Annotated in this window: 7 protein-coding genes; 2 read left to right on the plus strand and 5 right to left on the minus strand. The window is 61.7% G+C overall.

The window, feature by feature from the left end; all coding sequences use genetic code 11:
• The first annotated feature begins 113 nt into the window (after positions 1 to 113).
• On the plus strand, positions 114 to 1,121 hold the full coding sequence (locus G1C98_RS07870) for an NUDIX hydrolase (RefSeq protein ID WP_417852306.1): 1,008 nt from the start codon (positions 114 to 116) through the stop codon (positions 1,119 to 1,121).
• Complete coding sequence (locus G1C98_RS07875) at positions 1,111 to 1,911, plus strand: hypothetical protein (protein WP_205831952.1); 801 nt, start codon at positions 1,111 to 1,113, stop codon at positions 1,909 to 1,911. Before G1C98_RS07870 ends, G1C98_RS07875 begins: the two co-directional genes overlap by 11 nt.
• 212 nt (positions 1,912 to 2,123) lie before the next feature.
• Here the strand turns inward: G1C98_RS07875 and G1C98_RS09485 are convergent, their stop codons facing one another.
• From G1C98_RS09485 to G1C98_RS07900, 5 genes are all read right to left on the minus strand, one after another.
• Positions 2,124 to 8,570 (minus strand): Spy0128 family protein, encoded by a 6,447-nt coding sequence (locus G1C98_RS09485; RefSeq protein ID WP_169080682.1) that lies wholly within the window; start codon positions 8,568 to 8,570, stop codon positions 2,124 to 2,126.
• A gap of 371 nt (positions 8,571 to 8,941) precedes the next feature.
• On the minus strand, positions 8,942 to 10,621 hold the full coding sequence (locus G1C98_RS07885; RefSeq protein WP_335341300.1) for an ABC1 kinase family protein: 1,680 nt from the start codon (positions 10,619 to 10,621) through the stop codon (positions 8,942 to 8,944).
• 32 nt (positions 10,622 to 10,653) lie between these two features.
• A complete protein-coding gene (locus G1C98_RS07890; protein ID WP_033522623.1) occupies positions 10,654 to 10,896 on the minus strand; it encodes a phasin family protein in 243 nt (80 codons plus the stop codon).
• A 109-nt stretch (positions 10,897 to 11,005) separates the two neighbouring features.
• A complete protein-coding gene (locus G1C98_RS07895) occupies positions 11,006 to 11,755 on the minus strand; it encodes a type 1 glutamine amidotransferase (RefSeq protein ID WP_169080684.1) in 750 nt (249 codons plus the stop codon).
• The gene (locus G1C98_RS07900; RefSeq protein ID WP_169080685.1) at positions 11,752 to 13,098 is read right to left on the minus strand and encodes a Mur ligase family protein; all 1,347 of its coding nucleotides are present in this window, start codon (positions 13,096 to 13,098) and stop codon (positions 11,752 to 11,754) included. The genes G1C98_RS07895 and G1C98_RS07900 overlap by 4 nt, the downstream gene beginning before the upstream one ends.
• Positions 13,099 to 13,100: the final 2 nt, after the last annotated feature.

Raw genomic sequence — 13,100 nt, forward strand, 5'->3', positions numbered from 1 at the left:
TTCCCTTGCCATCAGGCATATCCCCCACCATCGGCGTAGGATCGTTCCCGAACGTGATTGAAGGCAGGATTGAGGACAGGATCGTGAGACGAATTGTTGAAGCCGCAGGCGGCATCGTATACCGCAGGCGCAAAGGCAGGAACGGCGAACCGGACGATATCGAGGTATGCCTGGTGCACCGGCCCAAATACGACGATTGGAGCTGGCCGAAGGGCAAGCTCGACGCCAACGAGTCGCATCGCCACGCCGCAGTGCGCGAGATCGGCGAGGAGACCGGCCTGCCGGTCACGCTCGGCCCCTACCTGGACGACGTGGAATACCCGCTGAGCGACGAGGGGAAGAAGAACCGCAAGGCCAAGGGCACCGCGTCCGTGCTCAAGCATGTGAAGTTCTGGATGGCCACGCCGATCAGCGTTCAGGACGATCTCAACCGCGCCCCGGCATTCGGCCCGGTGCACCGCGCCGATGTGGGCGAGATCAATTCGGTGATCTGGCTCACTCCCGCCGAAGCACGCAAGAAACTCACCCATTCCACCGACAAGGACCTGCTGGCTGTCTTCATGGATCGCATCAACGAAGGCGCCGAGCAAGCCGTCCCGTTCCTGGTGGTCCGCCACGGCAAGGCCGAGTCGCGCAAGGCTTGGAAGGGCGAGGAAGGACACCGTCCGATCACTCCGCGCGGCGCCGCCTGCGCGTTCGCGTTGAGCTACGAGCTGGCCTGCTTCAACCCCACGCGCCTTGTCTCCTCCCCCTGGACGCGCTGCCTGGAAACGCTGGACATGTTCTCGTGGCAGACGCATCAGAACATCATCCGCCTGCCGCAGCTCACCGAGGACGCGTTCGCCCAGGACCCGCACAAGTCCTGGGAATGCTTCTACACTGAGATGCTGCACGCCGTCCGCTCCGGAACCCCGACCGCGATCTGCATGCACAGGCCGGTGATCGGCGGCATGTTCGAGCACATGCGCGGCATCTGCGCCACGAAGTCGCTCGCCAAGCAGCTCATCGCCAAAACACCCTATATGGCCACCGGCACGGCAATCGCAGTATTCGCCATTCCGAAGGCCGACGGAACACTGACCATCATCGATCTGCAAAAGGTGGTACCGCTTGTCTACTAGGCCACAGGACCCCGGTTCGTCGAACTCCTCCGCAGCCGCTGCCGCGTCACGCGCCGCACGATACACCGTGAACGGCCCGGGATTCGCGTCCCTGCGCACATCGGGCACCGGATTCGCACCCCCGCGTCTCGGTGCCTCACGCCCGTCACGCCCAGGCCAGCTGAGCCCCGCCGTGGCCGAGAACATCGCGGGAGGCATGGACCCGCAGGACATCAGCGAAATCAGTCATCTTTCCGCAGCGGCACTGCTCGACCGTGTACGGCACAGCGAAGACCCCGAAGTGGTGCACCGCGTGCTGACGTTGGTGGAGACCGTGGGCGTGGACGAGATCGCCGAATTGTGGAGCAAGTCGGAACCCGATTCGCTGCCCGGTGTGCTATGGCGCTTGTATCTGCTGCGCACCTGGATGCGCACGCATCGTGAGGCCATAGCACGCCTGTGGCGCGTGGGCGAACCTGTGGCGACCAGCGCCTCCGCCATCGCCGGCGTGGATCAGGCACCCACCGAGGATGACATCGCACGCACCGCGGATTCGATTCTGTCCGGCGCGTTCACCGGCGATTTCGCCATGGCATTGGATCGCGCAGCCGCATTCGTCGACGTGGTGGTGCTCGGCTTGCGCATCGAATCAAAGTACATGACGGCCAAGGCCGCGCAGATGCACCCGGAATCGGAGAAGCAGATTCGCACGAAAGCGGCCCGTCTGCTACACACCGCGGGCAATCTGAGCGTGACGGCGAAGGATTTCCAGCACGGCGCCGCGCTGTGGCGGTGTGGCAAACTCGAATAGTGCGTATACTGTTATCTGCGCCGGGCCGTGCTTAAGCCCCGGGCTCCATTTTTTGCCGCTGCGAGCGGCCTTTGCGCCGACAGGCGCTTTCATGGTTCGGCGCATTACACGTCAAACGGCGGTTCCCTCCACATGGAGGGAACCGCCGTTTTGTTTCCGCAAGCCGAGGAGGGCAAGCCGAATCGCCGCAAGCCGAACCGGGCAACCCGCCTCTACTTTCGGCTTCTGCCCACCTCATACCCGCGTCGCCGCGCGGACTCGGCGTAATGCCGGTACGCACCGTAGGAGATGAGCGACACCGCCGCCAACGCCAATCCGCCCAGCAGTATGCCGCGCATGGTCGTTCCGCCGGTGAACGGCAGCTCCTGCACGGCCACCCTGTTGACGAACGCCGCGCCGTCGAAGGTCTTATACCCCGGCGTGCTGGCACGCACCGATAGCACGCCCTTCTCCTGGTCTTCGGTCACCACGAATCGCACGTACCGCACGCGCGAATCGTAGATGATGTCCGCGATGTCGCCGGCCTTCTCACGCACCTCGTACACGTAGGTGCCGGTTTTCGAGAAAGTGAACGATCCGAACGTCACCTTGCCGTATGTGCCGTCTATCAGCGTCGGCCCGCCGCTCACCGAAACCTCGTACCCTGAGGTCGGGTCGGGCAGCTGCGCGAGCGTTACGCTGTTGGTGGTGCATCCGATCGTGCCACCGTCGATGGTGAAGTTCAACGTGTTCGCGGAAGTGTCCGTACTGTAATTGCACTTCCTGGCCGTGAACGTGAACGCCGTGTCGGCCTCCCATTGCCGGCCGACGAGCTGCTTGTACAGCGGCGATGAGGCCTCGATGGTGGCCGGGGACAGCACTTCGTAGGTATTGGCGAAGGAGAATATCCAGCCTGTCAGCCTGTCTGTTTTCGTTTCGCCGTTGACGACGCCCGCGGTCGCGGTCGGGCTGCCGCCGGTGTACTCGCGGAAAACCGCGTCGTCGCCGTCCTTCTTCAACGCCTTCGTCACGGTGTACATGGTGCCGTCGCCGTTGTCGTGCACGGTGACTTCGGCCATGTACTGCGTCTGTTTGAACCAGACGTTGTCGATGCGCACATCGCCCTTATTATTGCCGCTGGCGATGGGATTGCCATCCACATCGTCGAGCGTCGTATTCGTCGAGCCGTCGATGGTGTGCTGCGGCTTCTCCCTGATGATGAATCGGTACGTTTTGCCGGCATCGGACTGGTTGAACACCAGACCATGCTCGGTGCCGTCCGTATCGATGGAGCCGGCGAGCTTTTCGGTCATGAGATCGGTCGCCTGACCTTGTTTGCCGGAACCATCGCCTTGCGATGCCGTTGCATCAGTGGTGGCGGCATTGCTGAATTCACGGTCCTTGACGAGGCTGCCGCCCGAGATGCGCTGCTGTGACGCCTCATCGGCGCCTTCGATGGTGAACGTGAACTCGCCGGCGCGAAGATTGCGCGTGGTGCCCGCATTCATGTTCAACAGTATTTTCTCCACGTCGAAACCGGTGTACGCCAAGCGTGCCCGATAGCCGTTGGTGAACGCCGCCGCACCGGTCGCATTCCTATCGGCCGCCGTGGTCGCCTGCGCATTGTCATACACCGTGGTGACCGACAGCTTGCCGCAATGTTTGCCGTTCGCATCCAGATCACTGACCGTGAAGATGACGGTGGACTGATGCGCATCGTAATCGATGTAGCTCAGATCACCCTTGGTTTCCGCGATGGCGAACGTATACGTTCCCGCTCGTTTGAACTGCAGCGTGCTGAACATCTTCTCAATCGACGTGCCAACCGCCGAACCGGTGGTACCGCCGGCCTTGACCGTCACCTTCATAGACTTACCGTCTGCCAGGCAGCCCGCAGCAGTACCCGTGCAATCCACGTCACTGCTCGCAATGGCTTGGCTGGTCGTCTCATCAGCGGCCGATAGCGTGAAGTCGAACGCGAACTTGGACCAGTCGTGGCCGGTCAGCGTCTTGCGCACCTTCGGCGTGGCCGTTACCGCGCTCGCCGTATACGAGTTCGTGAAATTCAACGGCGTACCGTTATCGGAAGCCGTCACCTTGGTCAGGGTCGCCGTCGCCAGCCCGGACGGGTCGGTGCAATCGGCCTTGTAATACGTCACATCGGCATCCACCACCGTCTTGCCCACCGTGGCATCCGCGTCGGTTCGCGTGCTGACCGTCACCGCCGCCACATACATGGTGGAATCGTACTTCACCGGATCCTCGCCATCCTTCTGGCTGGAACTGCCGGTGGCCGTATGCTGCTTCTCGGAAATCGCATAGAAATACGTCTTGTTCGCGTCCCCCGCCTCGAAGGCGATATTCGGGAACGTGCCTGTGTAGTTCGCGTCGAATGCAGCGTCCACCGAAGCCAGCACCGCGCCGCTGGCCTGCTGGGGCATCGGCGCGCAGGACGTAGAGGCGGCATCCGAACCGCACGCCACACTACCTGCCGAACCGAGCACATCCGCCATCTTCACCGTATCGCCCAGTGTCACATTGGCCGTGGTCGCGCTTGCCACGGGCTTGAGTGTGGAGGCGAACATGCCCGCCTGGTACGCGTAGCCGTTCTCCGTATAGGTTTTATGCGTTTTGAAACTCACGTACCGCGGGTCGGCGCTATACGTGTTCGTGAATTCCGCCGGATTGCCTTTCGCGTCCACGGCGGTGCCGTTCGTGGCGAAACCGGCGTCATTGCGCGTCTGTTTGACGGTGACCCCGGTGACCACGAGCTTGCCGTCTTGCACCGCGACGGTCACGGCGACCTCGTAGACCGCATTGGAATAGCTGAAATACTGCCGGTACAGGCTCGTATCCGCAGCGGTCGGCGTGTATTCGGTGAGCCTGTAAGTGTAGGTTCCCGGCTTGCTGTAGGTGATTGCGCCGAAGGTCATGTCACGGCTGTTTGCGGCATCCGCACCCGTTACGCTCTGCCCAGTGGTCGAGTTCAGCACCTTGTCCATGACGGCGTCGCCGGTCGCGCTGTCCGTGCCGGTCGAGCACACGGCGGTGTCGGTGATGGCGCCGCAATCGGGCATGGGCGCGTCGTTGTCGCTTTCCAAGTGGAAGCGGAACGCGAAATCGTTGTTCCATGCGGTGCCTTGCACGGTTTTGCGCACGGTGATGAAATCACCGGCCTGCAGGTCGACCGTCATGCCGCCGTACTGGTTGGTGAACACCGCTTTCCCGGTGCCGCTGGCGCGTGTGATGGTACCGGTCGTGCCGGTCGCGCCGATTTGTTTGAACCCTTCGGGCATGGGCGCATCGGTGGCGTCGGTCGGCTCGCTGACCGCATAGGAAACGCCGTCCGTGATGTTGGCGATGTTCAGCGTCTCGTTGTTCCGCAACGTGATGGTCTCGGTGCTCGCGCAACGTTCCTCGTCGGTCGCATTGGATTCGTCGGTGACCTTGGCGGTGCATAGCTTGAGTTCGCCCTGTGCGCCGGTGCCACTGGCCGCGACGCCGTCGAGCTTCATGACCACGCTTCTCGCCGTACCGTTCTTCCCGCCGCCGGTGACGGAACCATGATAGTAGAAGGTTGTGCCGTCCTGTTTCAGGGCGTTCTCATCGGCACCTTTCAGCACGACCTTGAAGGGGAACCGCTGATCGTCGAGCGCGGACACGGTTTTGCCGTCCACGGTTTTCGTCGGCCCCACGTAGCCTTCCGCGACACTCGCCTTCTTGGTGATTGTGAGGCTGGGCTTGCGCTTGTCGGTCACGCGCACGATGGTCGCGCCGGTGAACAGGTGCGCCAGGTCGGAATCCTTGAGCGAGAATTTCACGCCCATACCGCCCAGATCGTCATCAAGGTTCTGCTTCACGCCGAGCCCCGTCCAACCGGTGGTGTTGGCGAAGCCATTATCGGTCATATTGCTTTCGTCGGCCAACCAGTAGCCGCCGACGCTCTTGCCTTCCTTATCCTGTTTGAGCTTCCAGGTGACCTTGACGGATTTGCTGGTGGTCTCCCACTTGCGGTCGGTCACACACTGCTCGGTTTCGCAGCGTTTCTGTGTCACGATGAGGTCGGACAGCGTGCGGTTGACGTCACGGTTCGAGGCGAACTGATACAGCGACTGGTTCAACGTGCCGACGTGCGTCACCGTGGATATGCCGTCGTTCTCCGTGCCGGCGTCGGCGTAGATGCCGTCGTCGGTGATGAGCACTTTGGCCAGGGTGCCGTTGATTTCGTAACCGGCCGGCGCCGCCATCTCCTTGATGTAGTACGTGCCGTTGCCGAAGTTCACACCGCTGGCTTTCATGCCGAACATGCATGAACCGTCCATGGGGTACGGATAGTCCGTGTCTTTCGTCACGCAGGTCTGTATGGGTTCCGCATCCGATTTGAGCGTCACCGTGCCGTCTTCGGCCGTATCCGTCTGGTTTTCCGCGTAGATGCCGAAGGTCGCGCCTTCGACGGGGTTGCCGTCCTCGTCGACCTTCTGCACGATCGGCGCGTTGCGCACGTCGGTGACGGCGATCTGCACGCCATGCTGGCGGATGAACTGGTCGCCGTATTTCGTGCCTTCCACCGACGACAGTCGCACCGTATTGTCACCGTTGATGTCTTCCGTGTTCTCCGCAGTCGTGTAGTACACGGCCACGGTGTACAGCGCATTGTACCGTTCGTCCGGTTGCATCATGTTGTAGTACGTGAAGATGTTGCCGGGCAGGTTGTTGACCGAAACGGAGTATTTGCCTTCCGAATCCTTGGTGAAGAAATGGAAGTAACTGGTGGTACCGGCCGCATCCGATTTGGCGAGATCGGCCAGCGAATCGAGGTTTCCCACCTGATTCTTGGATAGTTCCCAGCCTTGCAGCGCGTTACCGGATACCGCATACCACGGATCGGACGCGATGCTGCCGCCATTCTTCTTGTCGCGCTGCAGAATGACCGCGAAGGCATGTCCACCGTCCTGATCGAGGTCGATGGGAACGTCGGCTTTCGAACCGGATGCCGGGTATACCTTGGTTCCCTCGTTCACCGTCAGGGTTTCACGTGGCACCGACCATGCACCGCTGTCCCATTTGCCTTGTTCCTCGTTGCACAGCAGCAGGCCGTTGCCCGTGGCGCCCTCCTGGTAGCGTAGTTTCACGTCGCGTGAGACGCGGTAGCCGGCCGGAGTGTCCACCTCCTTGAGCACGTAATGCGTGATGCCGTCGCCGTCGCGTGCGAGCGAGGAGAAGTTGAGCGGCGTATCCGTGTCAAGATCCCTGAACACGTATGAACCGTTCTCGTCGGTCACGCCTTCGCTCAGCAGGTCGCTGTCGGTGTAACTGTAGTCCTCTCGGGCGGCGTACAGCCTGAATTTGGCTCCCGCCACACGGTTGCCCTGCTGATCGACCTTCACCAGATTGTTGTCGGGGACGGTGGCGAGGTTGAACTTGAGCTTGAGGTTCGAATTGCCGCCGCCGCGCTCCAGGTAGAAGAAGTCCAGGGTGTGCGAACTGCCGTCGGCGAAGGTGTCGCCGGAGAAGTTCAGCTTGCGGAACGCTTCGGAATCCTCGCCGTAGGCATCGGCGAAGGCCTGTTTGATGGTCGTGGTGGTCGAGTCGTACACATAATCCTTGTGCTTGTTGAGGACCCAAGCCGGGTAGTTGGCGCCGTTCGACACCGTGACCTTGCCGGATTGGAAGTCGATGCTCAGTTTCAGACGGTCGTGCAGGCCGCTGACATCGCCTACAAGCACGCCGTCGATGAACACCCACACGTCATCGTCGCCGGAGAAATCGAAGGTCATCGGATCGCCGTTCACCGTGCCGCCGGTCGGCTGGATGAAATACGCCTGCGAGTGCAGGCCGAAATAGTGGTTGAGGCTTTTGCCGTCGAATTCGGATCTCGAATTCACTTTTGAGCTCAACGCGCCATTGGTGCTATTGACTCTGAACACCTGTTCGGCGGTGTTGAACGGGAAGAACTGGCCGCTCTGCTGGTCCTTGCCGCCGTTCGGCGTCGTCACCGCCGGAGTGTCGTACAGTTTGAAGCGATTGGTCGCGGCGTCGAATGAGGCGAAGTTCTTCTGGGAGTCATAGACATAGTAGCCGTCCTCCAACTGCAGCAGACCGCCGACGTTCTGGTACGCCTGCTTGTAGTCGGCGGACTCCCTGTTCCTCGGGTTGAACAGATAGGCCAGGGACTCGTCGCCCTTGGTGGTCGGTGCACCACCTGTGCGCCATCTGCCCCACTTGTTATTGGGGGCGAGCGTCGGGTAACCGTCGGTGAGCGTCCGGTTGACGATGCCGAGCGACTTGGTCCAATCGGGATAGTCGGACTTCCAATATTCCTTCCAGAAATCGCTCCATGGGCCGCCGTTGTTGTACTTGTATTTTTTCTGCGACTGGGTTTTGCCGAAGCTCGGATCGCCGGTCCACTTATTGATGTAGCTGCCGTCGTTATCGCCGATGCCATCGTAGGTGAATTTGAGCGGATGGCCATTGTTGATGCCGGCGCTCTCCTGATCGGAGAGATCCTTATTGTCGTTGGCGTCTCGCGTGGTTGTCCAATAATCGAACAAATCGGTGGACACCGACGATGGATTGATATCGTTTGCAACGACGTGACGCTCATATGGGTCGGCGGTCTCGCTTGCCGCTGCCACCGCGGTGAACGCCGGCATGGTCAGGGAACCTGCCACCGTCGCCACTGCGACGATAACCGCGAGCAGCCGTCCGCCCGCATGTCCCTGTGCGCCAGCTCCGTATGCATGATGACGGTTCCGAACCGGACGCCGAGAAAACATCACTATCCTTTCGGCACGCAGCAGCGTGCTATCGCCAAGAACACAAAAACAGCCTGTCCCATGCAGAAAATTGACAGACTGTCCGATTTATCAGCTAGCAGGATAGCACACGAAACGAAACCCCCGAATCATGCCATCGTTCTCATGGCGAAACCGCGGCAAGCCCTACGTATCAACCCGTTATACGGCATGCCGCCATCCCCCCCCGTCACAGCCCATCGCACGTCGGGCACATCGCGGGCACCGCCGACGCACGACACCTGCGGGAGACATCATCAATGCTTCTTCCTACGTCCCTTGATGAGAATGTCGAGCACGATCCAGCATCCCAGCGCGAACGCCACGATGTACCCCATGAAGCCGACGATCGGAATGCCGAACACCACCGGTTTGATGCCCGCATAGTACACGATGGACGATCCGATGAACAATCCGACCACGATCAACGCCATCGTCAGCCTGTTCACCATATCCGACAGCTGCTGGAACGGCTCCTCCGAGCCGACGAGCTCCATATTCACCCTCAACTGGCCACGGGTGAGCATGCGCGTGGCATGCTTCATCTCGGTCAACGCGGCCATCGCATCATGCAGCGCCTGCCGACCTTCGATGGCCAATGATTTCGCCTCGTTCTTCACCATCGTTTCGGGGGTTTGCGAGGCGGCGATATGCGCGGAGATGATCTGGATCATATTGACGTTGGGAATGAACTCGTCGAGCAACCCCTCCAACGTGACCAACGCGCGACCGACCGTGGTGATGCTGCTGGGAATCTCGATGCCGTGGCGCGACGCGAGCTGGGTAAGCGACGTGAGGAACGCCGCAATGTCCAATTCGGACAAATCGACCGTGCCGAACTCCTGGACGACCATGTCGAGATCGGCGAGCAGCGATGGGTAATCCTCGCTATCCGGACTGGCGACGGCGAACCGCAGCAGGCTGTCGGCCAGGGCGGGCGAATCCTGCTGGGCGACAGCGAACAGCATGTCCTTGAGCACGGTGCGGGTGCGCTGATCCAGCCGCCCGGTCATACCCAGATCGATGAGCACGATCTGCCCGCCGCGCACGATGATGTTGCCGGGGTGCGGATCCGCGTGGAAGAAGCCCTCATCCAGAATCTGCGTGGCGTAATTGTCGACCAGCTTGGTGCCGATCTCCTTGAGATCGTATCCGGCGTCGAGCAGACGGCCGGGATGCGAGACGGAAATGCCGTCGACGTAATCCATCACAACCACATGTTCGGTGCACAGCTCCGCGTATGGAGCCGGGCAATCCATGTATTTGTAGGCCTTCGAGAATTTCTTGAAGGCGGCGAGGTTACGCGCCTCGACCAGGAAGTCGGTTTCGGCTTCGAAGGTGTCCCACAGTTCCTCGACCACTCCCTTGAAGTCGATGATCTGCGTGTCGGGGAACAGTTTCGCGGCGACCTTGGCCAGCGAGCGCATGATCGCCACATCCTGCGCCATGGTTTCTCTCACGCCGGGGCGTTGCACCTTCACGGCCACGTCCTCGCCGGTCGTGAGCGTGGCGCGGTGCACCTGGGCCAGCGACGCCGAGCCCAACGGCTTGGAGTCGATGCTGGAGAAGATCTCATCGATGGGTCTGCCGTACTCCTTGGCGAGCGTGTCCACCACGGTTTGGTACGGCATCGGATCGGCGTCGGCGCGGAGTTTGGACAGCTCGTCGCAGAAGGATTGCGGCAGCATTTCGGAACGCATCGACAGGATCTGCCCCACTTTCACGAACGTGGGGCCGAGCGCCTCGAACATGAGCCGCATCTTGACCGGTGTCAAGCCGTGGAAGATGTCGAACTGTTTGGCGATGCGGACGATTTCCCTCAGCCGCTTCGCCTTGCCGCGCCGCGTGAGATGGTAACGCTCGGAGAAGCTGTCTCGGCGCAAACCGAACAGCGAGAAGGTCACGCCTTCCCGCTGCACGGCTCGCTCAAGATCCACCGTGGAATCGGTGGGCTGGGAGGTGGGATCGATCACTCGGACTTCTCGTCCTCGTTCTTGGTCGCCGTCTCGGCGGTGGCCTTCGCGTCGTCCACGACTTCGCTCACCTTGCGCTTGAGCTCGGTGTTCAACGCCTTGCCCTGTTCGACGGTGATTTCGCCCTTCTTGACGAGTTCGTCCACGATTTCGCTGCTCTTCTCGTATGTGGTGGCCAGGGCTCCGATGCCCGCCAGCACGATCTTGCGCAGGCCTTCGCCCAGATTGAGATCAGCCATGATGTCCTCCTTGTCGCAGAGTGGATGCGGCCAAACGCCGCATCGCTATTCCCTAGACTACCGCACGCGCCGCGCGGAAGCCCTGAACAAACGCCAGGAGATGTCAGGGTCAGCGCGGCCTTGATGCGGCGACTTCGCGGGCTTTCGCACAGTATTCGTCGAGTCGCGCAAGTTCGGCGCGCCCTTCCTCCGACTGTTCCGACAGGTCGAAGGAACCATATCGGCGTTCCACGGCGGTGCGGATGAGGAAATCGCTGATCGCCGGGTTCTTCGGCAATAGCGAGCCGTGCATGTACGTGCCGATCACGTTGCGCACGCGCGCGCCTTCGGTGCCGTCCTCGCCGTTATTGCCCAAGCCTTCGCCGACCTTGCCCAGCGGTTCCACGCCTTCGCGCAGGAAGGTCTGGCCGGAATGGTTCTCGTAGCCGATGATGTCGCCGAAATCCTCGGAATGTTCGACCAGATTGCCGATGCGCCGCACGTCGCTGCCCACGGTGTACGCGCCGATTGCGCCGATGCCGTCGAGCCTCGTGCCGTCCACGGTTTCGAAATACTCGCCGAACAGCTGGTACAGGCCGCAGATCATGAGCATCGGCACGCCCTGCTCCACCAGCGAGCGCAGCAGATCGGCACGGGCGAACAGGTCCGTGATGATCTTTTTCTGGCCGGTGTCCTGGCCTCCGCCACCAAGCACCATGTCGGCGTGCTGAGGCCACGGGTCGCCCTGGTTGACCAGGTGCACCTGCGGATCGTACCCGTACAGGCGCAGGCGGCGTGTGATGGCGAGCACGTTGCCGGTATCGCCGTAGATGTTCATATCCTTGGGGTATAGGGATACGATGTCGATCTGTTTGCTCATCTGCCCACCCCCGCATCGGAGACTTCGGTGATATGCCCAAGCACGGCACGCGCCTTGAGCATGGCGGTGTACGTGCAATACATGTGTTTCGGTTTGTCTGGATTAGCGGTTACGAATTCGGTGACGGCGTGTTCGAAGTCGGTATCGACCTTGGCCACCGGCACCTCCTCGTAGCCCAGCCGCAATGCCATATCCCACGCGCGTACGCCCGACACCATGGCGACGCCAGCCGTACGCAGCGAGGTGAAGTCCACGTCCCACAGCCAGCTCATGTCACGCCCGTCGGCGTATTCGTCGTTGATGGCGATCATGGTGTCGCAACCTTCCGGCGCGAAGGAGGCGAGCGAAAGACGGAAGCCCATCGGGTTCTTGACCAACAGCAGTTCCACCGGCGAACCGTTGACCTCGATCACCTCGCCGCGCCCGAAGGCCGGCGTCACTTGGGACACCGCCTTGATGAGCGAATCGGCGTCGCTGCGCATCGCCGTCTGCGGCACGTCGGCCGCCACGGCACGCACCAGGGCAAGTGCGGCCGCCGCGTTGTACAGGTTGTAGACGCCTTCGAGCTTGACGTCGGTATCGTGGTTGCGCCCGTCCATCAGGAAGGTGGCGGCATGGTCGCGCACCTCCACCAGGGTCACGTCGGCGCAGTGCTCGCCTGCGGCCGCTCCCCCGGCCTGCGTCTGTTCCGCGCCCGCGGCGGGTTTGGCCGCGCCGGTGAGTTCGGCGTTCATCTCGTCATCGGTCGGGAAATAGTGCTTCAGCGCCTTCGCCAAACCGAAATACCTGACGGCCGTGTCGTGCGGCACCTTGCCGGCGAGCGCGGCGATGCGTGGATCCTCGCGGTTGAGCACCACGGTTCCAGTGGTCGCTTCGGCCACGTGCCCGAGGAGGCGTGCGGTGTTGTCGATTTCGCCGAACCGGTCGAGCTGATCGCGCATCACGTTGAGCAGCAGGCTGTACTTGGGGCGCACCTGCTTGACGAAATGGACCGCGTAGGCCTCGTCGAGTTCGAGCACGGCGATGTCGGCGTCGAGTTTGCCGGTGAGGCTGACTTCGGTGAGTAGCGCGGATACCACGCCGCGTGTGAAGTTCGATCCGGTGGGGTTGGTGAAGACGCGCAATCCCAGGTCGCTGAGCATGGAGGCGACCATGCGCGTGGTGGTGGTCTTGCCGTTCGTGCCGGAGACCAGCACCACGCCGTACGGCAGCTGGCTTAGGGTGCGGGCGAGGAAACCGGGGTCGATGCGTTCGACCACCTTGCCCGGCAGGGCACTGCCGCCGTGGTGGGTCAGGCGTGCGAGACGGCGCACGCATCGTCCTATGGCTACTGTTGCGAACAATC

It is taken from the genome of Bifidobacterium erythrocebi, from assembly GCF_012932675.1.
Lineage (GTDB): Bacteria > Actinomycetota > Actinomycetes > Actinomycetales > Bifidobacteriaceae > Bifidobacterium > Bifidobacterium erythrocebi.

Coding starts and splice junctions, on each gene's coding strand:
- G1C98_RS07890 (WP_033522623.1), bottom strand. CDS start 10,896: ATGGCTGATCTCAATCTGGGCGAAGGCCTGCGCAAGATCGTGCTGGCG.
- G1C98_RS07895 (WP_169080684.1), bottom strand. CDS start 11,755: ATGAGCAAACAGATCGACATCGTATCCCTATACCCCAAGGATATGAAC.